Source organism: Sphingomonas sp., from assembly GCF_039594485.1.
In the GTDB taxonomy this organism is placed as follows: domain Bacteria; phylum Pseudomonadota; class Alphaproteobacteria; order Sphingomonadales; family Sphingomonadaceae; genus Sphingomonas.
Map to the genome: position 1 here is coordinate 1 of NZ_JBCNNI010000053.1, position 21,152 is coordinate 21,152.

Below are 21,152 nucleotides of genomic sequence, written 5' to 3' on the forward strand. Positions count from 1 at the left end.
TCGCCCTGACCAGGTCATCGACCGAACGCGTCGAGATGCCTTGGATGTACGCCTCCTGCACAACCGCGGTCAGCGCCTTCTCGGCAAGGCGGCGCGGCTCGAGGAACGCCGGGAAATAGCTCCCGGTTCGCAAGCGCGGAATGCGCAGCTCGACCGTGCCGGCCCGCGTCTCCCAATCGCGCTCGCGGTAACCGTTACGCTGGGCCAGACGGTCGCTGCTCTTCTCGCCGTAGCCGGTGCCGGTCAGCCCGCCGACCTCCAGCTCCATCAAACGCTGCGCGGCAAAGCCGATCATCTCGCGCAGGAAATCTGCATCCGCGCTCTTTCCCACCAGCGCCTGCAGGTCCATCCTATCGTCGGTCATCGGGGTCTCCGTCGGTTGCGTTTCGCAACCCAAACCTATCCGAAGATCGCCGATGGCCACCCCTCAGCTACACCACCCCGTGGGGCACGACCCTTCATATTCGTGCGCGCTCTGCAGTGACGGCTGCATCACGGCCTGCCAGTCGGCAAATAACTCCATCAGGTGAAGGTCGGGCCGCAGACGACCCGACGTCGGTCGACGCTTGCGCGCCTTTGGGGCTTCAACAGGGACCGCGTCGAGATAGGCCGTGATCGCCGCATCGATGCCGCTGGGCAGCTCGGCGACACTCACATCATTGTGGCGGGCGATCTGGTCGACGACCCGACCGATCTGTTCGGCTCTGGCATCCGATCGGAAGTTTTCGTTGCCCCAGCGCCAGATCGTGCCAGGCGGGTGGCCTTGAACCGATTTGCTTCCGGGATGATCGCGGAAAAGCGCGGCGTTGTTCGCCAGCGCCCACCATTGCTGATCGCTCAGAGAGCTGGGGAAGCTGCATCCGGTCGGCGTTGCGTTCCACAACCCACGGTCCAGCTCCAGTCGGGCAAGCAGCAGGCGTTCGATGCCATCGAGACCGCCGGCCTTCAACTCGGGGCCTTGAAAATACGCCGCGACCAGTTCGTCGGCACGATCGCGTGCGGAAGGGCAGGGGCTGCCCGTTGCCTTCAGTCGGGCTCGCGCCTCTTCGAACCGCTGTTCAAGTGCGGCGTTGGCCTGGAGGAAGAGCACCGTGGCCTCGCTGCCATTCTTGGTGCCCAGCGATACCTTCCACAACGCCTTGCCGTCGAATGCGGGGCGCAGCTTTTCGGGGATCTGTCGGCGCAGGTAGTAAACGCCGGTCGAAGGGTGTTTCCAGGGTGTCGCCATGAGGGCCATTTCAGTGCTCGCTGTACCTAGGCGCTGTACCAGCGAGCGGCAGAGAATGGCTTAATCACGCAATTCTGCGCTGTTGAGCGCAGGTGGTGACCCCTACGGGAATCGAACCCGTGTTTCAGCCGTGAAAGGGCCGCGTCCTAACCGCTAGACGAAGGGGCCGCCGGGTGGCGTGGAGGGGCCTCTAAGGGAGGGTGTGGAATCGGTCAAGCGCTTTTTTCAATCGGCCCAGGCGGCGTCGTCGATATGCAGTTCGGCGACGTCGCGGCCCGACCAGTCGTCCACCTTGGCGCGACCGGCCAGCCACAGGCGTCGGGTGCTCCCTGCGCCCAGCAGCGCCTGGCCCAGCGGGGTTTCGGCCTGGCGGAAGGCCATCGCCTTCAGGCTGCGGCCGTCCATGCCCGACACGATCGCGCGGACATGGTGGGTGCCGACCAGATCCGCCCGGATCACGCGGAAAGGCCCCGCCGCGATGCGAGGCGCGGGCCAGCCCATGCCATAGGGGCCGCCCGCTTCCATCGCGCCGACCAGCGCGGGGTTGACGCCGCCCGGGGCCAGCACGGCATCGACCAGCAGCGCGCGGCCCGCGCTGGCGCGGACGACCGCATCGGCCAGGCGTTCCTCCAGGAATTCGGCCAGTTCGGCGATTCGGTGCGCCTCGACCGTCAGGCCCGCCGCCATGGCATGGCCGCCGCCCGCGATGAGCAGCCCCTGTTCCTTGGCCGACAGGATCGCCGCGCCGAGATCGACCCCGGTGATCGAGCGGCCCGATCCCTTGCCGATCCCCTGTTCATCGATGGCGATGACGATCGCGGGGCGGTCGAGCTTTTCCTTCAGCCGTCCAGCGACGATCCCGATGACGCCGGGATGCCAGCCCGGCCCCGACACGACGGCCACCTGGCGTCCCCGGTCGACGATCGCCTCTGCGGTGGCCTGCACGCCCGCCTCGATCGCGCGGCGTTCGTCGTTGAAATGATTGAGTTCCTCGGCGATGCTGCGCGCTTCGGCGGGGTCTTCGGTGGTGAGCAGCCGGACGCCCAGATCGGCGCGACCGACGCGCCCGCCCGCGTTGATGCGCGGCCCCAGTGCAAAGCCCAGGTCCGAGCAGGTCGGTGCACGGGTCAGTCGCGCGGCCCCGGTCAGGGCGGCGAGGCCGATATTGCGACGCTGCGCCATGACCTTCAGCCCCTGCGCCACGAAGGCGCGGTTCAGCCCTTTCAGCGGTGCGACATCGGCCACGGTGCCCAGCGCCACCAGGTCGAGCAGGTCGAGCAGTCGCGGCTCGGCCCGGTCGGCAAAAAAGCCGCGCCCGCGCAATGTACGGATCAGTGCCGCGCCGAGCAGGAAGCAGACCCCCACCGCCGCCAGATGGCCGTGCGCGGCACCCTCCGTTTCGTCCAGACGATTGGGGTTCACGACCGCATAAGCACGCGGCAATTCGGTCGCGCATTTATGGTGGTCGACGACCAGTATCTCGATCCCGGCGGCATGCGCGGCGGCCAGCGGCTCGAACGCCTGCGCGCCGCAATCGACCGTGACGATCAGATTCGCACCCTCCGCCTGAAGCCGCAGCAGCGCGGCCTCGGTCGGGCCATAGCCTTCGGTCATGCGGTCGGGGATATAGGCGCGCGGCGACAGGCCGAGCGACCGCAGCAGCCGGACCATCAGCGCCGCCGAGGTCGCGCCGTCCACGTCATAGTCGCCGAAGATCGCCACCGGCTCGCCCGCGACGACCGCATCGGCCAGGCGCTCGGCGGCGCGGTCCATGTCACGAAAGATCGACGGATCGGGCATGAAGCCGCGGATCGAAGGCGCGCGATGCTCCTCCACCGCATCGGGGGGGCAGCCGCGCGCCAGCAGCAATTGCGCCACCAGGTCGTCATGGCCGAGCCCGTCACGGGCATCGGCGGCCAGCGCGCGCCAGCGCCAGGGCTGTCCCAGAATCGATTGGGCGATGCCGAGAACTTCGGTCATGGGCGAACGGCGGATCGGGAGAACGTCACGCGAACGTCATGCCATGCTGGGCGGAGTCGCGACAAGGGGGAAGGGGGGAGGGAGAAGCCGGCGGGTCAGCTTACCCAATTGCCCTCGCGAAACCACTTGGTGATGACGTATTTCACGCCCTCTACGACAGGCATCCCCTCATGCATGGTCAGTTCGTTGGGGCTGCCGTCCAGCTTCATGTTGTTCCACGCCAGCAGCAGGCCACGGCGCGGCGCGACGCGGATGCCGGCCTGTGGGAACCAGGTGGCTCCCCCTTCGGGCACGTCGTTCAGATAGATCATCGCGGTCCAGGTCCGTTGTCCGCCATGGACCTTCACCCTTTCCCAATAGCTTTCGCTTTCGTGAAAATAGTCGTGATGCGCGCGGAATTGCTGGCCGGGGGCATAGCGTTGGCCCTGCATCGTCTCGCCCTGTTCGGGTGCGATGCCGAGCAGCGCCGCGATCGATTCGTCGATCGGCTGCACGTCGGGGGACCACCGGTTCATGTCGCAGCTTTCCGACGTGCGGAAACCGTAATCGGGCCGGTCCGACAACAGGGTCGAAGGGCGACGATTGGCATCGATCATCGCGATCAGCGCGTCGCACTGGGCGGGAGTCAGGAAGTCGGCATGATAATAGATCTGCGCCGTCTCGGTCGCGACGCGGGTGACGGCGGGGTTGGCATCCAGACGCTCCGGCACCGTCACGCCGAAACGGGCACGGACGGGGGAGGCGGCGGGATTGCCTTTCGGCTTCCGGGAGAAGAACGACATGCAGGCGATGTGCGATGACGGCGGATCAAAGACAAGAGGGGACCGTCGGGCCCCCTCCGTCATTCCGTCACCAGAAGATGTCGTACACCACGTCGACCACCAGCCCGCTGCGCAGGTCGACCAACAGCGCATCGTTATAGTATCGCACCCAGCGATAGGCGCCGTAGGCGGGCGGCAGGCGATAGGCATAGGGATCGTCCAGCCAATAGGATTGGCCGAAGAACATCGGCTCCAGGATCACGCCGCTTGAGAAGCGCTGATACGCGTCGCCGCGATAGGGCGCGTAATAGCGGGGCAGGTGATAGGCACCGCGGTTGAGCGAACGCCAGTTCATCCAGTCATAGCGGCGGTCGCGGCGCCAGCCCCGGTTCCACTGTTCCGCCCAGGCGCGACGCTCGGCAAAGCCATAGGCCTGCTGATCCTGGTCGCGCCAGTCGCCGAAGCTGCGCTGCCAGCGGTCGCGGTCGTCCCGCCGCCGTCGGTCCTCGTCGTGCCAGCGCTGGTCGCGGCGCTGCGCATCGCCCCATCGCAGATCGGGGCGTGGCCCCGGTGCCTGGCGATCCTGCCACTGTGGTCGGCGGCGATCCTGGCCCCGCCATTCGCCCCGCCATTCGTCCCGGCCGCCCCGCATCTGGTCGGGACCACGCTGGTCGGGGCGTGGGCCCGGCTGGGCGGGGCGGGGGCCGCCCCGGACGTCACCACGATCGCCCCAGTTGCGTCCCTCAGGTCCGCGATCCGGCGATCCCGCCGGTGGCGGCGCGGGGCGGGGGGCCTCGGCATGATCGGGGCGGTAAGCGGGGCGGTTTTCCGGGAAAGCCTCGCGATCATGGAAGACGGGGCGCCCCTCGCTGCGTTCCAGTCGCCCGGCCGGGCCGCCGGGGCCGCCCGGGCCGGGGCGTGGGCCTTCGGGGCGACCGCCCGGGCCGCGATCCATCGGCCTGTCCTGCGCGTTGACCAGGGCGGGAGTCGTTCCCGCGACCACCGTCGTCGCTGCCAGCAATGCCGCGATCAGATGCTTCCTCATCTCGTCCAACCCCATCCGTCGGCGCACGAGCCGACCCCGATCATGCGACGAACCTTGCACCCACGGCATTGAGCGAATGCTGAACCCGTCTGTCAGCTTGATGAAAGAATCATGGCCTTTCCCCCTGCATCGCCTCGGGCACCAAAGCGGGCACCGCACGCGCGGCATCGGCGGGGTCGGTGCCGGGCAGGGGCGCGGCGGGGATCGTCTCTTCGCCGCGTGCGGCACGGGCGGCGCGCTGGATCGCCTCGACCAGTCGGGGATAGATGCCGCAGCGGCAGAGGTTGGTGATGCTGCTGCGGATCAGCTCTTCCGACGGATCGGGGCTCTGGTGGATCAGCGCGGCGGCGGCCATCACCATGCCGGGGATGCAATAGCCGCACTGGCTGACATTGGCGGCGAGGAACGCCTGTTGCACCGGGTGCGAGCGATCGCGCGACAGCCCCTCGATCGTGGTCACCGCACTGCCCTCGATCCGGCCGATCGGCACCTGGCAGCTTCGTACCGCGCGTCCGTCGATATCGACCGTGCACGCCCCGCAATCCCCGGTGCCGCAGCCATATTTGGTGCCCGTCAGGTTGGACGCGTCGCGCAGCGCCCAGAGCAGCGGCGTGTCCGGGGGAAGGCGATAGCGTACCGGCTGGTTGTTGACGGTCAGGCTGGTCATGTCGCGCTGCCCTCGCCAAGCTGCGGTGCGGCCCGCTCCATCACCAGGCCGGCAAGAGGGGTGGACTTCGTCACTGGTTCCTCGCCGTCCCGAGGCTCGGCCTGGGGCGGATTTGCGTGCGTCCCGTCAAAACGCGGCGATCCCGGTGATCGCACGGCCCAGGATCAGGGCATGGACGTCATGCGCGCCTTCATAGGTGTTGACCGTCTCCAGGTTCATGAGGTGGCGCATGACCTGATACTCCCCCGAAATCCCGTTGCCGCCATGCATGTCGCGTGACGCCCGCGCGATATCCAGTGCCTTGCCGACATTGTTGCGCTTGACGATCGAGATCATTTCGGGGGCGAACCGGCCTTCGTCCATCAGTCGACCGACCCGCAGGCTCGCCTGAAGCCCCAGCGCGATCTCGGTTTCCATATCCGCCAGCTTCTTCTGATAAAGCTGCGTCGCGGCGAGCGGTCGCCCGAACTGCTTGCGGTCCAGGCCATATTGGCGCGCGGCGTGGAAGCAGAACTCTGCCGCCCCCATCGCGCCCCAACTGATGCCATAGCGTGCGCGGTTGAGGCATCCGAACGGTCCCTTCAGCCCCTCGACATGCGGCAGCAGCGCGTCGTCGCCCACCGCCACCTCGTCCATCATCACCATGCCGGTGATCGAGGCGCGCAAGCTCAGCTTGTTCTCGATTTTCGGCGCGGAGAGGCCCTTCATCCCCTTGTCCAGCACGAAGCCGCGGATCGCGCCGCCATGCGCCTCCGACCTGGCCCAGATCACGAAGACATCGGCGATGGGGGCATTGGAAATCCACGTCTTGGTCCCCGACAGGACATATCCGCCCTCGACCTTCCGCGCGGTGGTGCGCATGCCGCCGGGGTCCGACCCCGCATCGGGTTCGGTCAGGCCGAAACAGCCGATCCATTCGCCGCTGGCCAGCCTCGGCAGGTAATGGTGCTTCTGCTGGTCCGAACCATAGGCATGGATCGGATGCATGACGAGGCTGGATTGCACGCTCATCATCGAGCGATATCCGCTGTCGATCCGCTCCACCTCCCGCGCGACCAGGCCATAGGCGACATAGGATGCGCCGACGCCGCCAAACGCCTCGGGGATGGTCGGGCCGAGCAGGCCCAGTTCGCCCATCTCGTGGAAGATTTCGGGGTCGGTGTGTTCGTTGGCGAAGGCGTCGATGATGCGGGGGGCCAGCCGGTCCTCGGCATAGGCGCGCGCGGTGTCGCGGATCATCCGCTCGTCATCGGTCAACTGGTCGTCGAGAAGGAAGGGGTCCGCCCAGTCGAACTTGCCCATCGGGGACATTGGTTTCTCTCCTTATGTCCCCGCTTCTCTTCGAAGGCCGGGGGCTTTGTCCACCCCCGGTCCCTCGTCGCGCGACCTACAGCTTGAAGCTGAGCGTCGCGCGCAGATCGCGCCCGGCGAGCGGGGCGAAGTCCTTGAGCACGCTGGCATGGCGGCGCGCATCCACATCGAAGATGTTGTTGGCCGACAGCGTCAGCGTCGTCGGGTTGAGCGTGCCCCAGGGCTTCAACTGGAGCGAGGCATTGATCAGCGTGAAGCCGTTGGTCGGCGTCTCCAGGCCCAGCACGCGGGTCTGCTTGAAGCTGCGCTCCACCTCGACACGCGCGTTCACGCTGTCCGACTGCGCTTCCAGCCCACCGAGCAGGCGCAGCGGCGGGATCCGCGGAGCCGGCCCGGTATTGAGGATCTGGGCATGGACATAATCGCCCAGCAGGTCGGCGTTGATCGCATAGGTGCCGATCGTGGCGAGCCGCAGCGAGCCCTCCGCCTCGATGCCGTAATAGCGGGCATCGGCCTGGGCATATTGGAAGCAGGGCAGATCGACCTCGCGACCCGACGGCGCCGCCGCCGCTTCGCAGGGGCCCTGCTGCACCAGTGCGTCGTAGATATAGTTGGAGAAGCGATTGTAATAGGCCGATGCGTCGAAGCTGTATCCCTCGCCATGGCCGTGCAGCGTGGCTTCGATCCCCCAGCTCGCTTCCTTCTTGAAGTTCGGATTGCCGAGCTCATAGGCCTCCGTCCCGGCATGCGGGCCGTTGGCGAACAGTTCCTCGGCCGAGGGCGCGCGTTCGGTGCGCGACAGATTCAGGCCCGCCCGCCAGTCGGGTGCGAAGCCGTAGCTGGCACCGATCGACCCCGAGAACGCGTCGAAGCTGCGCTGTCCCCGGAAGAAGCGGTCGTCATCGATCGCGGTTCGCGCGGTCAGCGAGGTATGCTCGAAGCGGGCACCCGCTTCCATCTTGAACGCACCGCGATCGAGCTGTTGCAGGGTGAACAGGCCCACCTGCGCGGTATTGTTGCGCGGCAGGAACGCCTCGTCCCCGCGCACGTCGAAGTCGCGGTTGAAGAACTGGACGCCCGAGGCACCCTGCCAGCCATTGCGCTTGGTCTGGACCAGTTCCAGGCGGCTTTCGATGCCCTTGTTGTAGAAGGCGGTGCCGACCTCGCCATCCTCTTCCAGTTCGAAGTGACGATATTCGGCCGCCCCGGCGCGCAGGCGGATGCGGTCGAGGAAGCCGCCCCCGGTTTCGATCTCGCCGCGCAGGTCGAGGCGGTTCTGGACCAGGCTCAGGCGCGGGGCCTCTGGCTCCTCGCCGCCGGGCGTCAGGGTATAGCGGATCGGCACGCCGTACAGGCTGTCATAATGGCTGTACGCGATGCCCAGCGAGCCGGTGTCGGTGATCAGCGCACCGCCGACCCCCGCCGTCCAGGTCTCGCTGGCGGTATTGGGCAAACGGCCGCGGAGGTTCGCGACGGCGGCGAAGTCCAGCGGGTCATTGGGGGCCTGGGCGGCGGAGGCCTGCGCCTCGGCACGGGCACGCGGGCTCAGGACATAGCCGCCGATCTTCAGGTCGTCGGTCTTCAGATACGAGCCGTCCGCGTGCAGCACGAACTGCTTGCCGATCGCGACATCGGTCGCGCCCGCCACCGATCGCTCCGTTGCGGCGGAGCCATAGGACGCCATGCCCGACAGGCGATAGCCGTTTTCCGGCACCGAGCGCGGGATGCGATTGTCGATGACGTTGACCACACCGCCGACCGCCGACGATCCGAACAGCAGGGCGGAGGGGCCGCGCAGCACCTCGACCCGCTCGGCGAGCAGCGGGTTGATGACCACGGCATGGTCGACGCTGGTGTTCGACACGTCGATCGATCCGATACCGTCGGTCAGGATGCGGATACGTTCGCCCTGGAAGCCGCGCAGCACGGGGCGCGATGCGTTGGGGCCGAAGGAGGTGGCGGACACGCCCGGCTGGCGCGCCAGTGTCTCGCCGATGGTCGGGCGGATCGAGCGCTCGAGTTCGTCACCGGTGACGATCGAGGTGCCCGAGAGCACGTCCGCCTCCGATTGCTGGACCGGGGCGGTCACCACGATCTCGCGGCCGCGATTGCTGGCCGGGGCGGTGCTCTGCGCGGTGGCGTTGGCGGGCAGGAACGCGACGAGCGCGGTGGCCGACAGGCCGGACAGGAAAAGGGACTTACGCAAGACAGGGCTCCGATAATGGCGGACCCCTGTCGTTAGCGTAGTGTTACATCATATCAACAGAAAAATGACATGATCGTTACCCTTTCGCCGCATCGGCGCAGGTCAGGACACGCAAAAAATGGCCCGCGCATGTCGGCTCGATCGCGATGTCGGCGATCACGTCGCGCCCCATGGGCAGGTCCGCCTCGGCCAGATCCGCCAGCCAGCGGCTGAACGCGGGCGTGCGGCAGCCGGTCAGCGACAAGGTGAAGACCGATCCGCTGAAGGTCGCCGAGCACCAGGGCTCCACCGTCAGGACGCCGATCGTCACATCGGCTCCGGCCCGGGCAGCATGGCCGGTCAGCATATGGACCAGGCGATCGCCGCCATCGGCCGGGCGACCAAGAGCGCGGCGACCGGGAGCGTGGCGACGGGGCGCGATGCCGGCGTGAGGAGGAACATAGGGCTGCGCATGGGTCATCGCGGTCATGCCCGCTCTCCCTTGATGAACGCGCGGACCCGGCGGATCATCTCCGGCCCCGGTTCCCGCCCGCGTCGCAGATCGCCGACCAGTCGCGGGTCGTTGACCGCGAGCCGTCCGAATTTCGTTTCCGGCATCTGGCTGACCTTCAGATACCGCTCGATCAACCGCAGCAATTCCATGGGCGTTCTCCCCTTGTCCGAATCTCCAGTGTTCTTGTTCTGTTCTAATTTCCAACTTGTCTAGGAAAAATCCTATGCCTATATTCGGTGGCATGTCGGGACAGGAGATCAGGACCGCGCTGCAGGCGCTTGCGGAGCGGGCCGGGGTCAGCCTGGCGGCGCTGTCGCGGATGCTCGGGCGCAATGACGCCTATCTCCAGCAATTCGTCCACCGCGGCTCGCCGCGCATGCTGGCCGAGGGGGACCGTCGCCAATTGGCCGAGTTCTTCGGTGTTCCCGAAACCACGCTGGGGGCGTCGGGGGAGGCTGGGCCGATGCTGGTCCGGCGGCTGGCGGTCGCGGCTTCGGCCGGGCCGGGGGCGACCATCGATGACGATGTGATGATCGGGGTCGAGGCGATCGACCGCCAGCTCGCGCGGCGGCTGGGACTGAGCGAGGGAGCGGCGGCGGTGATCCGGGTGCGTGGCGACTCCATGGCGCCGGGCCTGGTAGAGGGCGACCATCTGGTCGTCGATCAGCAGGATGTGCGCCCGACGGCGCGGGGCGGGCTTTACGTGATCCGCATCGGCGATGTGCTGATGGTCAAGCGGGTCCGCGCGACCCCGGACGGGCTGGTGGCGTCAAGCGACAATCCGGCTGCGCCGCCGGTGCCCGAAGGGCCGATCGCGGTGATCGGCCGGGTCGTATGGCAGATGCGCCTGCCGACCTGACTGCCTCAGCGGCCGCGCCACCAGATGAGCGCGGCGACCGCGATCCCGATCGCGAGCCCGGCAAACATGCCCAGCGTCACCTGCCCGGTCGCCACACCCGCCACGATCCCGCCGATGACGCCAAGGGCGATGAAGATGCCGCCCGCTGGAGTGGAGGCGCGTGGCGGGCGGGAGGGCGGCAGGTCGGTCATTCCCGCGTCCTGCCATGGCCCGGTCGCCGATGCCAGCGATCGTGTTGACCGCCCGGTTAACCATCGAAGGGATGGCTAAATTCATAACCTCGACTTAGGGGAGGTGGCGTTCACAGGCGCGGCTGAGGAGTATTCATGCGCGATCATGGCGGCGGCACCTATGTTGCGCCCTTCGTCACCCCCATCGATGTGGCGACGGCGGCCGAGATGATCGAGACCTTCGGACTATCGGCTGGTGACGAGGCAGCCGCCCGCGCCGATCGCAGCCGGGATCTGGGCAACCACATTCATTTCTGCCGCTGGCGCCAGATCGAGCGGCTGATCGGGCTGCTGTCCTGTGACGAGGCGTTCGGGACCATTCACTGATCGGTCAGGGATCGGCCTGCGGATGCGCCGGAGCCTCCCATCGCGACGTGCGGTCCGGCAAAACCGCCGGATCGAGCACACAGGGGGGTGTCGCGGACGCGCCCGCCCCGCTAGGGAATGGGCATGATGGTCCGCGTGGGGCGGCCGCGCCGCTCGGTCGCCATCGTCTTCTTCGCAATCGGATATGGGGGCTGGGCAGGGCCGGCATCGGCGCAGACCGCGCCCGCCACGCCCGCTTCCACGCCGGCCATGCCGCCCGGGGCGTCCTCCCCGGGCATTCCCGAGGCGGACGACCCCATGATGCTGGACCCGTCCGCGCCGCTCGCCCCGCTGCCCGAGATCGGGGTGGCCTGGCCCGACCTGGCGAAGGCCCCAGGCGATCCCGTCGCGATCATGGCCGCGACGGTCGATGCCGCCGCGGAGCGTCGCTATCGCTGGCAGGTCGAGGGGATCGACGGCACCGGCGCGCTGGTGCGCCAGCGGTTTGACGACCTGTCCACGCTGAACGCCAATGACGGCGATCCGGCCAACGCTGCGCAGCTTGACCGTCGCGCGCGCGAGGATGCGGCGCTGCTGACCAATTTGCTGCGCGGTGCGGGTTATTATGACGCGCAGGTCACCACCCGGATCGAGCCGGGCGACACGCCGACCGTGGTGTTGCAGGCGACGCCGGGCAATCTCTATCGCTTTGCAGATGTGACGCTCGACGGGGTGAAGGCCGCGGGCGACAAGGCCGCGTCGCTGACCAAGGCATTCGGCGTCGCGCCGGGTGATCCGGTGGACGCCGACAAGATCGTCGCGGGCGAGGCGGCGTTGAAGGCGGCGGTCGGCAGTGAGGGCTTTCCCTTCGCCAAGGTCGGGGCTCCGCAGATCGTGGTCGACCGCGCCGCGCGCACCGCGACTCTGGACCTGACGCTCGATCCGGGCGCCCCCCGTCGTTATGGGCGGATCGTCACCACCAACAACCGGGTGTTCGATGCCGCGCATGTGCAGGAGATCGCCCGCTTCCGTCCCGGCGAGCCCTATGATGCCGCCGGGCTGGAGGATCTGCGGCGAGCGCTGGTGCAGACGAGCCTGGTCTCGTCGGTCGATGTGAAGCCGGTGCCCGGCGATACGCCGCAAACGGTCGACATCGCCGTGACGCTGGAACCCGCGCCGCAGCACACCATCGCGGGCGAACTGGGTTATGGCACGGGCGAGGGCGCGCGGGCGGCGATCAACTGGACCGATCGCAATCTCTTCCCGCCCGAAGGCGCGCTGACCCTGCGCAGCGTGCTGGGCACCCGCGAGCAATTGGGGGCGGTGGTGTTCCGCCGCAACAATTTCCAGGGTCGCGACCGGGTGCTGACCGCGCAATTCTCGGCCGCGCATATCCTGCGCGACGCCTATGAGGCCAAGACGCTGTCGCTGTCGGGTGGTCTGGAACGACAGACCAATATCTTCTTCCAGAAGACCTGGACCTGGTCGCTGGGCGCGGAACTGCTGACCTCCGACGAGCGCGACGTGATCGAGTCGACCGGCCAGCCGCGCCGGCGGACCTTCTTCATCGGCGCCTTGCCGACCAGCCTGAACTATGACGGGTCGGACGACCTGCTGAACCCGACACGGGGGTTCCGGCTGGGCGGGCGGCTCAGCCCCGAATTGTCGTTGCAGGGCGCGGCCTTCGGCTATGCCCGGACGCAGGTCGACGCCAGCCTCTATCATCCGTTCGGCGAGCGTGTCGTGCTGGCGGCGCGGACGCGGCTGGGTACGATCCTGGGCGCACCGCGCGATCAGATTGCGCCGTCGCGGCGTTTCTATGCGGGCGGCGGCGCGTCGGTGCGCGGCTATGGCTTTCAGGCGATCGGGCCGCGCGACGCGAACAACGACCCGATCGGCGGGCGCAGCCTGGCGGAGTTCTCGATCGAGGCGCGGGTCCGCACCTTCGGCAATTTCGGCGTCGTGCCGTTCCTCGACGCGGGCAATATCTCGACCTCGCCCTTGCCGCGTCTGACCGGCCTGCGGTTCGGCACCGGGCTGGGCGTGCGCTATTATTCCAATTTCGGACCGATCCGCCTGGATGTCGGCACCCCGCTCAACCCGCAAAAGGGGGATAGCCGGGTCGCGGTCTATGTCTCGCTGGGACAAGCCTTTTGAGCGGCGAGGAGGAGCAGCCCCCGGCGTCCCGCCGGCCGATCCGCTGGCCACGGCTGCTGGCCGTCATGGTCGCCACCCTGCTGGGCGTGGTCGCCGCCGCGCTGCTGATCGTCGATACGCCGATCGGGCATCGTTGGGTCGCGGATCGTATCGCGGGCGTCCGCACCGATACGGGCCTTCGCTTCTCGGTCGGGCGGATCGAGGGATCGCTCTATTCGGACATGCGGCTGGTCGATCTGCGCGTCTATGATCTGGACGGGCTGCTCGTCCGGGTTCCGCATGCGCGGCTGGACTGGAGGCCATGGAACTGGGCGCGCGGGACGCTCGACATTCGCCGGGTCGAGGCTCCGCTGGCGACGCTCTATCATGTGCCGCATACTCGCAAGACCGGGCGCAATGGCCCGATCCTGCCCGATTTCGACATCCGTATCGACCGTCTGCATCTCCGACGCCTGATCCTGGCTGAGCAGGTGCTGGGGCAGCGGCGGGTGGCGCGGATCGACGGGCGTGCCGACATTCGCGATGGCCGCGCCATGATCGCGCTGCAGGGGGCGGTATCCGGCAGCGACCGGCTTTGCCTGTGGCTCGATGCCCAGCCCGACCGCGACCGCTTCGACCTGTCGGTCCATGCCCAGGGGCGGGCCGGTGGTGTTCTCGCACGGATCGCGGGGGCGGCGGCGCCGGTCTCGCTCGACGTGGCGGGCAAGGGACGCTGGACCCGCTGGGACGGACGCGCCCGGGGGATGATCGCGGCGCGGCGCGCGATCGATCTGACGCTGTCGGCACGGTCGGGGCAGTATAGCCTGGCCGGGCAGCTCGTGCCGTCGCTGGTGCTGCGTGGCCGTTTGCAGCATTTGACCGCGCCGCGCGTGACGGTTGCGGGCCAGGCGGACTTCGCCGATCGCCGCCTCACCGGCGCCATCGCGCTTCGTTCGTCCGCGCTGCGGATACGGGGGAGTGGACGCGTCGATCTGGGCGACAACCGGTTCGAGGGGCTGCGCGTCGAGGCACGGCTGCTCCGGCCCGAGGCGTTGTTCCCCAATATGAGCGGACAGGCGATCGCCCTGCATCTGCGTCTCGACGGGGCATTCGATCGGGCGGCGTTCGACTATCGGATGGCCGCGACCCGCTTCGCCTTCGACGACACCGGGTTCGAGGATGCGCGCGCCGAGGGGCAGGGGCGGCTGACCGGCGGCTGGCCGCTGACCCTGCCGGTGCGTTTCACCGCCGCGCGGGTGACGGGCGTGGGCGAGGCTGCGGGCGGCATCCTGCGCCGGTTGTCGGTATCGGGGCCGCTGCGCATCACGCCGATCGAGATTGCCGGGCGGGCGCTGGCGCTGCGGTCCGACAGGCTGTCGGGCAAGCTGGACCTGGCGGTGGACCTGCGGAACGGCCGCTATGACGTGGCGCTCGACGGCGCGCTCCAGGGTTATCTGATTCCGGGGCTCGGTGTCGTCGACGTCCGCTCGCGCCTGAACGTGGTGCCCGGCGCGAACGGGCATGGCTCGCGCGTCGTCGGGCGCGGCGAGGCGCAGGTGCGGCGGCTCGACAACAGCTTCCTGCGCGGACTGGCGGGAGGGCTTCCCCATCTGACCACCGATCTGGAGCGGGGGCCGGATGGCATCTTCCACTTCCGACGCCTGATCCTGACGGGCCCTGATATCCGCCTGACCGGCGAAGCGATCCGGCGGAGGGACGGCACGTTCCGCTTCGTCGGGGGCGGGCGGCAGAAAAGCTATGGTCCGGTGCAGATGGTGCTGGACGGGCGTATCGATCGGCCGACGCTGGACCTGATCCTCGCCTCGCCCAATGCCGCGCTGGGGTTGAGCGACGTTCGCGCGCATCTCGACCCGACGGACCAGGGTTTCGCCTTCCGGGCGGCGGGTGGCTCGCGCCTGGGGCCGTTCCAGGCGGGGGGCGCGATCCTGTTGCCGCAGGGGCAGGATGCGGTGATCCAGATCCAGCCGATCACGGTCGCTGGCACGCGCGCGACGGGTTCGCTGACCGTGGTGCAGGGTGGCTTTGCCGGGCGACTGGGGGTGGATGGCGGCGGCCTGTCGGGCGAGTTGCTGTTCCGCCCGGTCGGCACGGTTCAGCGGATCGAAACCCATCTGGCCGCCCGCCAGGCGCAGATTTCGGGCGTGACCGTGCGGCAGGGCCGACTGGATCTGATCGCGCTGCTCGATCCGGCGGGGGCCTCCATCGAGGCATCGGGCAATGCGCAAGGGGTGCGGCACGGCGCGTTCAGCATCGCGCAGGCCAGCGGCACCGCCCGGTTGCGCGGCGGCACGGGCGAGATACGCGTCGGCATCTCCGGGTCGCGCGGCCGCGCCTTTTCGATCCAGACGGTGACGCAGGTGACGCCCGATCGGTTTTCGATGACGGCGCAAGGAACGCTTGACCGCCGCCCGCTGCAATTCCTATCGCCCGCCGTGGTGACGCGGGATGGCGACGCCTGGGTGCTGGCTCCCACTCAGTTGGGCTTCGCCGGGGGCGAGGCCAGGCTGGCGGGGCGGTTCGACGCGCAGGCGGCCGAGGTCCAGGCCAGCCTGACCCGGATGCCGCTGGCCGTGCTCGACATCGGCTATCCGGGACTTGGATTGGGCGGCAGCGCCAGCGGCACATTGAGCATCCGCCAGGCGACGGGGGCCCCGACGGGCAGGATCGACCTGACCATTCGCGGATTGACCCGCGCGGGACTGGTCCTGACGTCGCGACCGATCGACATGGGGGTGGCGGGGGTGTTGTCCGCCGAACGGCTGGGCGTGCGCGCGGTGATGGCGACCGGCGGCCGGGTCATCGGGCGGGGGCAGGCACTGTTGCAGCCCAACGGGCCCGGCGACTGGGCGAGCCGGATGCAGAATGGCCGCCTGATCGCGCAGCTTCGCTATGCGGGGCCCGCCGACACGCTGTGGCGGCTGACCGGGGTCGAGATGTTCGATCTGTCCGGCCCCGTCGCGATCGGCGCGGACGTCACCGGGTCGCTGAACCAGCCGGTCATTCGCGGGGCGGTGAAGGCGACCGGCGCGCGGATCGAGAGTGCCACGACCGGCACTGTCCTGACCGATGTGCAGGCGACCGGACGGTTCGGCGGATCGCGGCTGGTGATCGACCGACTGACGGCGCAGGCCGGTCGTGACGGCCGGGTGAGCGGGGCCGGCCAGTTCGACTTCGCGGCGGCGGGCGGTGTTGGTCTCGACCTGTCGCTGCAGGCTGATCATGCCACCCTGATCTCGCGCGATGACATCGCGGCGACCGTCACCGGGCCGCTGACCTTCCGGTCGGACGGGACAGGAGGGACGATTGGGGGCGAGGTGGTGCTGGACCGCAGCCGCTACCGGCTGGGCCGCGCCACGGCGGCGACTGCGGTGCCGCAACTCAACATCCGCGAGATCAACATTCCGGGCGGCGGTGAGGAGGATGATGTGCCCCGCAAGCCCTGGACGCTGGCCATCCATGCCAAGGCGCCCAACGGCCTGATCGTCTCCGGCCTGGGGCTCAACAGCGAATGGTCGGCTGATCTGAAGATCGGCGGCGCGCCCGACAATCCGGCGATCAACGGGCAGGCGACGCTGATCCGCGGCGATTACGAATTTGCGGGCCGCGAGTTCGACCTGTCGCGCGGGGTGATCCGCTTCGGCGGAGAGGTGCCCGCCAATCCCGTGCTGGATATCGCGGCCAACGCCAATGTTCAGGGGCTGAGCGCGACGATCCGGGTGACCGGCACCGCGCTGAAGCCGGAAATCGGCTTTTCCAGCACGCCTGCGCTTCCCAATGACGAACTGCTCTCACGCCTGTTGTTCGGCACCTCGATCGCCAGCCTGTCCGCGCCCGAGGCCCTGCAACTCGCCGCCGCCGTCGCGGCGCTTCAGGATGGCGGCAATGGGCTGAACCCGATCAACGCGGTGCGGCGCGCGGCCGGGCTCGACCGGCTGCGCGTGCTGCCCGCCGATGTGCAACAGGGGCGGGCGACTTCCGTCGCGGCGGGGAAATACATCACCCGGCGACTCTATGCCGAGATCATCACCGACGGTCAGGGCTATTCCGCGACCCAGGTCGAGTTCCAGGTGACGCGCTGGCTGTCGCTGCTCTCCAACATCTCGACGCTGGGACGGCAGAGCGTGAACGTTCGGATATCGAAGGACTATTGAGGCGTTGCCCGTCCCGCCCATCGAACAGGAGCCGATTACCATGGAAAAGACCGCCTTCATCGAAAAGACCGGCGGCCCCGAAGTCATCCAGTGGCGCGAGCATGACCTGCCCGCACCTGGCATGGGTGAGGTTCGGATGCGGCATCATGCGGTGGGGCTGAACTATATCGACACCTATCATCGCAGCGGGCTCTATCCGATCGACCTGCCCGGCGGCCTGGGCTCGGAGGCGGCGGGCGTGGTCGAGGCGGTGGGTGAGGGCGTCACCGACTTCGCGGTCGGCGACCGGGTCGGCGTGTTCGGCCCGGCACGTGGAGCCTACACCACCGCGCGCAACGTGCCGGCCGATCTGCTGGTGCCCCTGCCCGACGGGGTGGACGACCGGACGGCGGCGGCGATCCTGCTGAAAGGCGCGACGACCGCTTTCCTGATCGAGGACTGCGCCAGGGTTCAGCCGGGCTGGCCCGTGCTGGTCCATGCGGCGGCGGGCGGGGTCGGACACCTCGCGGTCGGCTGGCTGAAGGCGATCGGCGCGACCGTCATCGCGACGGTGGGGAGCGAGGCCAAGGCGGAAAAGGCCCGGGCCGCCGGGGCCGACCATGTGATCCTCAACCGGACCGAGGATGTCGCCGCGCGGGTGCGGGCGATCACGCAGGGTGAGGGCGTGCCCGTGGTGCTGGACGGCGTGGGCAAGGCGACCTGGGGTGCCTCGCTCGACAGTGCGGCGCGGCGCGGGCTGGTGGTCAGCTTCGGCAACGCCTCCGGGCCGGTCGACGGCGTCAATCTGGGCATATTGGCGACCAAGGGGTCGCTGTTCGTGACGCGCCCGACGCTGTTCGACTATGCGGTGTCGGCGGCGGCCAAGCGGCGACTGATCGCGCGGGTGTTCGAGATGCTGGAAAAGGGGGCGATCACCCCGGAGATTGGCCAGAGCCTCGCCCTGACCGACGCCGCCGAAGCGCACCGCGCGATTGAGGCGGGCGAAACGGTGGGGAGCACCGTGCTGATCCCATGAGGGAAAGGGGCGGGATTCACCACGCCCCGAAACCGCGCTAACGTCACGACCCTATTCCGCCCGGAGACCGCCGATGATCCCGCTCCTGTCGCTCGCCCTGCTTGCCGCTCAAACGACCCCCTTGGCTCCGCCCGCCCCGGCGACGGTGGAAGCGCCCCGGCCGGTGATGGTCCGGGTGGCGATGCAGACGAGCATGGGGCCGATCGTCCTCGATCTCGATCGCACCCATGCGCCGATCACGACGGCCAATTTCCTGCGCTATGTCGACCAGCACCGGCTGGACGGCGTGACCTTCTATCGCTCGGTCCGGGTCGCCCCGAATTTCGGCTTTGTCCAGTTCGGTATCCAGAACGAGCCCAAGCGCATCCTGCCCCCGATCGCGCATGAACCGACGACCAAGACTGGCCTGAAGCATCTGGACGGAACGATCTCGATCGCACGGCTGGCCCCCGGTTCGGCAAGGGGCGACTTCACGATCATGGTTGGCGACCAGCCCTCGCTCGATGCCGATCCGTCCAAACCCGGCGACAATCTGGGCTATGCCGCCTTTGGTCATGTCGTGGAGGGGATGGACGTGATCCACCACATTCTCGACGCGCCCGCCGACCCCGCCAAGGGCCCCTTCAAGGGCGAGATGCTGGCCGCGCCGGTGAAGATCCTGTCGGCCAAGCGGGTGGCGGCAGCGCAGTGAGCAAGACATTGCTGATTATCGGTACGATCCGCTTGCCGCCAGAAAATCTGGCGGCGGCACGCCCTGCCATGCGCCGGATGGTCGAGGCGAGCCGCGCCGAGCCGGGGTGCCTGGACTATGGCTATGCCGAGGACGTCTTCGATCCGGGCCTCATCCACGTGAAGGAGCGGTGGGCCGATCAGCATGCGCTGGACCGGCACTTTGCCTCAGCGCATATCGCCGAGTGGCGGGCGGCCTGGCCCGCGCTGGGGATCGGAGAGCGCCAACTGCATCTGTACGAGATCGGTGAGGCGCGGCCGACCTGACCGATCCTGCCGATCGTTTATTGTGCCATCTCGGTCCGGCAATTCGTCTTGCTTCCAAGGACTGAAACCGTGGCGCGTTCGCCGGCAGCCATGGGCGTCAGGATCTCGCGGCCCTTCCACGTGAATTTGAAGATCGCGGGTCCGATCAACTGACAGACAGCGCCCTTGCCCTTCACCGTGCACATCGTGTCGAGGCGACGATAATCATCGAGCGTGGCGGGTTCGACGGGGCGAAGGCCGACTCCCGTGGCGACCGAGCCCCCGATCAGGAAGCGCTGGCCGAAATTCATGGCATGGGCGGTCCATTCGGTCCGACCGTCCGGCGATGCGGGCTGGTCGATCCCGCTGTTTTGCGCCAATCGTGCGCAAAAATCGGGCTTTGGGACGCTGACCTGCGCAGCGGGTGAACCGCTGACGAGCGCGAAGAATGCTGCCGTCGTTAGGCCGATGCGCGAAGATGTCATGTGTATTTCCCCCAATGCGTCGATCGTAGCCGCCATTCACGGGGCGGGCAATTCGCCGATCGCATTCATGGTGTCGCCGATGAAAGCGCACGAATGACGCGGTCGAGCGTGGTGGTCCCATGCTTGGCCAGGCGTCGGTCGTGGCAAAAAGAAAGGGGCCTTGCGGCCCCTTTCTCCCGTAGTGACATCGTGCAGGGGCTGGATCAGCCGCTGTAGTACATGTCGTATTCGACCGGGCTGGGGGTCATTTCCCAGCGCATCACTTCGCTCATCTTCAGCTCGATATAGCTTTCGATCTGGTCCTTGGTGAACACGTCGCCCTTCAGCAGGAAGTCGTGGTCGGCGGCCAGCGAGTCGAGCGCTTCGCGGAGCGAACCGGCAACGGTCGGGACCTGCGCCAGCTCGGCGGGCGGCAGGTCGTACAGGTTCTTGTCCATCGCCTCGCCCGGATGGATCTTGTTCTGGATACCGTCCAGACCGGCCATCAGCAGCGCGGCATAGGCGAGATACGGGTTCGCCAGCGCGTCGGGGAAGCGCACTTCGACGCGCTTCGACTTCGGGCCGGTGCCGTAAGGAATGCGGCACGAAGCCGAACGGTTGCGCGCCGAATAGGCGAGCAGCACGGGTGCCTCGTAACCCGGCACCAGACGCTTGTAAGAGTTGGTGGTCGGGTTGGTGAAGGCGTTCACCGCCTTGGCGTGCTTGATGACGCCGCCGATGAAGTACAGGCAGGTTTCCGACAGGCCCGCATAGCCATTGCCAGCGAACAGCGGGGTCTTGCCTTCCCAGATCGAGAAGTGAGTGTGCATGCCCGAGCCATTATCTTCCTTGATCGGCTTGGGCATGAAGGTCGCGGTCTTGCCATAGGCATGCGCGACCTGGTGCACGACATATTTGTAGATCTGCATGCGATCGGCGGTCTGGGTCAGCGTGCCGAAGGTCAGGCCCAGTTCGTGCTGCGCGGCGGCGACTTCGTGGTGATGCTTGTCGCAGGGCAGGCCCATTTCAAGCATGGTCGAAACCATCTCGCCACGGATGTCGACGGCCGAGTCGACCGGCGCGACGGGGAAGTAGCCGCCCTTGGCGCGCGGACGGTGGCCGAGATTGCCGCCCTCATATTCTCGGCCGGTGTTGGTCGGCAGCTCGATATCGTCGATCTTGAAGTAGGACGACGAATAGTTGGTGTCGAACTGCACGTCGTCGAACATGAAGAATTCGGCTTCCGGGCCGACATAGACGGTGTCGCCGATGCCGGTGGTCTTCACGAACGCCTCGGCGCGCTT

Annotated in this window: 21 protein-coding genes and 1 tRNA gene; 8 read left to right on the plus strand and 14 right to left on the minus strand. The window is 68.0% G+C overall.

Annotated elements, in window-relative coordinates; all coding sequences use genetic code 11:
- The 11 genes from ABDV78_RS18160 to ABDV78_RS18210 all read right to left on the minus strand — a co-directional run.
- The coding region (locus ABDV78_RS18160; protein WP_343528891.1) for a transposase at positions 1-364 on the minus strand (364 nt) is incomplete at its 3' end.
- Between the two features lie 63 nt (positions 365-427).
- Positions 428-1,237, minus strand: coding sequence for a DUF6538 domain-containing protein (locus ABDV78_RS18165; RefSeq protein ID WP_343528892.1), 810 nt, complete (start codon positions 1,235-1,237; stop codon positions 428-430).
- Positions 1,238-1,321: 84 nt separating this feature from the next.
- Positions 1,322-1,396: transfer RNA gene (locus tag ABDV78_RS18170), tRNA-Glu, on the minus strand.
- A 57-nt stretch (positions 1,397-1,453) separates the two neighbouring features.
- The gene (gene recJ, locus ABDV78_RS18175) at positions 1,454-3,208 is read right to left on the minus strand and encodes a single-stranded-DNA-specific exonuclease RecJ (protein ID WP_343528893.1); all 1,755 of its coding nucleotides are present in this window, start codon (positions 3,206-3,208) and stop codon (positions 1,454-1,456) included.
- A 95-nt stretch (positions 3,209-3,303) separates the two neighbouring features.
- Complete coding sequence (locus ABDV78_RS18180) at positions 3,304-3,990, minus strand: 2OG-Fe(II) oxygenase (protein ID WP_343528894.1); 687 nt, start codon at positions 3,988-3,990, stop codon at positions 3,304-3,306.
- Between the two features lie 67 nt (positions 3,991-4,057).
- The gene (locus tag ABDV78_RS18185) at positions 4,058-5,014 is read right to left on the minus strand and encodes an RcnB family protein (protein WP_343528895.1); all 957 of its coding nucleotides are present in this window, start codon (positions 5,012-5,014) and stop codon (positions 4,058-4,060) included.
- A 109-nt stretch (positions 5,015-5,123) separates the two neighbouring features.
- The gene (locus ABDV78_RS18190; protein ID WP_343528896.1) at positions 5,124-5,681 is read right to left on the minus strand and encodes a (2Fe-2S)-binding protein; all 558 of its coding nucleotides are present in this window, start codon (positions 5,679-5,681) and stop codon (positions 5,124-5,126) included.
- A gap of 126 nt (positions 5,682-5,807) precedes the next feature.
- On the minus strand, positions 5,808-6,992 hold the full coding sequence (locus ABDV78_RS18195; protein WP_343528897.1) for an acyl-CoA dehydrogenase: 1,185 nt from the start codon (positions 6,990-6,992) through the stop codon (positions 5,808-5,810).
- A 76-nt stretch (positions 6,993-7,068) separates the two neighbouring features.
- Entirely contained in the window at positions 7,069-9,198 is a 2,130-nt protein-coding gene (locus tag ABDV78_RS18200; protein WP_343528898.1) for a TonB-dependent receptor, read from the minus strand.
- Between the two features lie 76 nt (positions 9,199-9,274).
- Entirely contained in the window at positions 9,275-9,667 is a 393-nt protein-coding gene (locus ABDV78_RS18205) for a hypothetical protein (RefSeq protein WP_343528899.1), read from the minus strand.
- The gene (locus tag ABDV78_RS18210) at positions 9,664-9,840 is read right to left on the minus strand and encodes a hypothetical protein (RefSeq protein ID WP_343528900.1); all 177 of its coding nucleotides are present in this window, start codon (positions 9,838-9,840) and stop codon (positions 9,664-9,666) included. Before ABDV78_RS18210 ends, ABDV78_RS18205 begins: the two co-directional genes overlap by 4 nt.
- 74 nt (positions 9,841-9,914) lie before the next feature.
- Here ABDV78_RS18210 and ABDV78_RS18215 point away from each other — a divergent pair, with 74 nt between their 5' ends.
- Positions 9,915-10,550: a S24 family peptidase gene (locus ABDV78_RS18215; protein WP_343528901.1), complete on the plus strand. Its 636-nt coding sequence runs from the start codon at positions 9,915-9,917 to the stop codon at positions 10,548-10,550.
- A gap of 5 nt (positions 10,551-10,555) precedes the next feature.
- Here the strand turns inward: ABDV78_RS18215 and ABDV78_RS18220 are convergent, their stop codons facing one another.
- Positions 10,556-10,741 (minus strand): hypothetical protein, encoded by a 186-nt coding sequence (locus ABDV78_RS18220; protein WP_343528902.1) that lies wholly within the window; start codon positions 10,739-10,741, stop codon positions 10,556-10,558.
- A 135-nt stretch (positions 10,742-10,876) separates the two neighbouring features.
- Between ABDV78_RS18220 and ABDV78_RS18225 the strand changes: the two genes are divergently transcribed.
- From ABDV78_RS18225 to ABDV78_RS18250, 6 genes are all read left to right on the plus strand, one after another.
- Positions 10,877-11,107 carry a hypothetical protein gene (locus ABDV78_RS18225; RefSeq protein WP_343528903.1) on the plus strand — a complete coding sequence of 77 codons (231 nt, stop codon included), beginning with the start codon at positions 10,877-10,879 and terminating at the stop codon, positions 11,105-11,107.
- A gap of 123 nt (positions 11,108-11,230) precedes the next feature.
- Positions 11,231-13,243 (plus strand): autotransporter assembly complex family protein, encoded by a 2,013-nt coding sequence (locus tag ABDV78_RS18230; RefSeq protein WP_343528904.1) that lies wholly within the window; start codon positions 11,231-11,233, stop codon positions 13,241-13,243.
- A 65-nt stretch (positions 13,244-13,308) separates the two neighbouring features.
- Positions 13,309-17,394 (plus strand): translocation/assembly module TamB domain-containing protein, encoded by a 4,086-nt coding sequence (locus tag ABDV78_RS18235; RefSeq protein ID WP_343528911.1) that lies wholly within the window; start codon positions 13,309-13,311, stop codon positions 17,392-17,394.
- A gap of 40 nt (positions 17,395-17,434) precedes the next feature.
- The gene (locus tag ABDV78_RS18240) at positions 17,435-18,409 is read left to right on the plus strand and encodes a quinone oxidoreductase (protein ID WP_343528905.1); all 975 of its coding nucleotides are present in this window, start codon (positions 17,435-17,437) and stop codon (positions 18,407-18,409) included.
- 73 nt (positions 18,410-18,482) lie between these two features.
- The gene (locus ABDV78_RS18245) at positions 18,483-19,100 is read left to right on the plus strand and encodes a peptidylprolyl isomerase (RefSeq protein ID WP_343528906.1); all 618 of its coding nucleotides are present in this window, start codon (positions 18,483-18,485) and stop codon (positions 19,098-19,100) included.
- Positions 19,097-19,405 carry a putative quinol monooxygenase gene (locus ABDV78_RS18250; RefSeq protein WP_343528907.1) on the plus strand — a complete coding sequence of 103 codons (309 nt, stop codon included), beginning with the start codon at positions 19,097-19,099 and terminating at the stop codon, positions 19,403-19,405. The genes ABDV78_RS18245 and ABDV78_RS18250 overlap by 4 nt, the downstream gene beginning before the upstream one ends.
- A gap of 17 nt (positions 19,406-19,422) precedes the next feature.
- Here ABDV78_RS18250 and ABDV78_RS18255 read toward each other — a convergent pair whose 3' ends face one another.
- Positions 19,423-19,695, minus strand: coding sequence for a hypothetical protein (locus ABDV78_RS18255; protein ID WP_343528908.1), 273 nt, complete (start codon positions 19,693-19,695; stop codon positions 19,423-19,425).
- Between ABDV78_RS18255 and ABDV78_RS18260 the strand changes: the two genes are divergently transcribed.
- Positions 19,694-19,966, plus strand: coding sequence for a hypothetical protein (locus tag ABDV78_RS18260; protein WP_343528909.1), 273 nt, complete (start codon positions 19,694-19,696; stop codon positions 19,964-19,966). The genes ABDV78_RS18255 and ABDV78_RS18260 overlap by 2 nt on opposite strands.
- A gap of 106 nt (positions 19,967-20,072) precedes the next feature.
- On the opposite strand, the gene glnA is transcribed toward ABDV78_RS18260, so the two are convergent.
- On the minus strand, positions 20,073-21,152 hold a 1,080-nt coding region (glnA, locus tag ABDV78_RS18265; protein WP_343528910.1), incomplete at its 5' end, for a type I glutamate--ammonia ligase.

Bases quoted from the DNA above. Each gene is read 5' to 3' on its own strand.
- ABDV78_RS18165 (WP_343528892.1), bottom strand. From the start codon at position 1,237: ATGGCCCTCATGGCGACACCCTGGAAACACCCTTCGACCGGCGTTTAC.
- recJ (WP_343528893.1), bottom strand. From the start codon at position 3,208: ATGACCGAAGTTCTCGGCATCGCCCAATCGATTCTGGGACAGCCCTGG.
- ABDV78_RS18180 (WP_343528894.1), bottom strand. From the start codon at position 3,990: ATGTCGTTCTTCTCCCGGAAGCCGAAAGGCAATCCCGCCGCCTCCCCC.
- ABDV78_RS18185 (WP_343528895.1), bottom strand. From the start codon at position 5,014: ATGAGGAAGCATCTGATCGCGGCATTGCTGGCAGCGACGACGGTGGTC.
- ABDV78_RS18190 (WP_343528896.1), bottom strand. From the start codon at position 5,681: ATGACCAGCCTGACCGTCAACAACCAGCCGGTACGCTATCGCCTTCCC.
- ABDV78_RS18195 (WP_343528897.1), bottom strand. From the start codon at position 6,992: ATGTCCCCGATGGGCAAGTTCGACTGGGCGGACCCCTTCCTTCTCGAC.
- ABDV78_RS18205 (WP_343528899.1), bottom strand. From the start codon at position 9,667: ATGACCGCGATGACCCATGCGCAGCCCTATGTTCCTCCTCACGCCGGC.
- ABDV78_RS18210 (WP_343528900.1), bottom strand. From the start codon at position 9,840: ATGGAATTGCTGCGGTTGATCGAGCGGTATCTGAAGGTCAGCCAGATG.
- ABDV78_RS18215 (WP_343528901.1), top strand. From the start codon at position 9,915: ATGCCTATATTCGGTGGCATGTCGGGACAGGAGATCAGGACCGCGCTG.
- ABDV78_RS18220 (WP_343528902.1), bottom strand. From the start codon at position 10,741: ATGACCGACCTGCCGCCCTCCCGCCCGCCACGCGCCTCCACTCCAGCG.
- ABDV78_RS18225 (WP_343528903.1), top strand. From the start codon at position 10,877: ATGCGCGATCATGGCGGCGGCACCTATGTTGCGCCCTTCGTCACCCCC.
- ABDV78_RS18230 (WP_343528904.1), top strand. From the start codon at position 11,231: ATGATGGTCCGCGTGGGGCGGCCGCGCCGCTCGGTCGCCATCGTCTTC.
- ABDV78_RS18235 (WP_343528911.1), top strand. From the start codon at position 13,309: ATGGTCGCCACCCTGCTGGGCGTGGTCGCCGCCGCGCTGCTGATCGTC.
- ABDV78_RS18240 (WP_343528905.1), top strand. From the start codon at position 17,435: ATGGAAAAGACCGCCTTCATCGAAAAGACCGGCGGCCCCGAAGTCATC.
- ABDV78_RS18245 (WP_343528906.1), top strand. From the start codon at position 18,483: ATGATCCCGCTCCTGTCGCTCGCCCTGCTTGCCGCTCAAACGACCCCC.
- ABDV78_RS18260 (WP_343528909.1), top strand. From the start codon at position 19,694: ATGGCATGGGCGGTCCATTCGGTCCGACCGTCCGGCGATGCGGGCTGG.
- ABDV78_RS18255 (WP_343528908.1), bottom strand. From the start codon at position 19,695: ATGAATTTCGGCCAGCGCTTCCTGATCGGGGGCTCGGTCGCCACGGGA.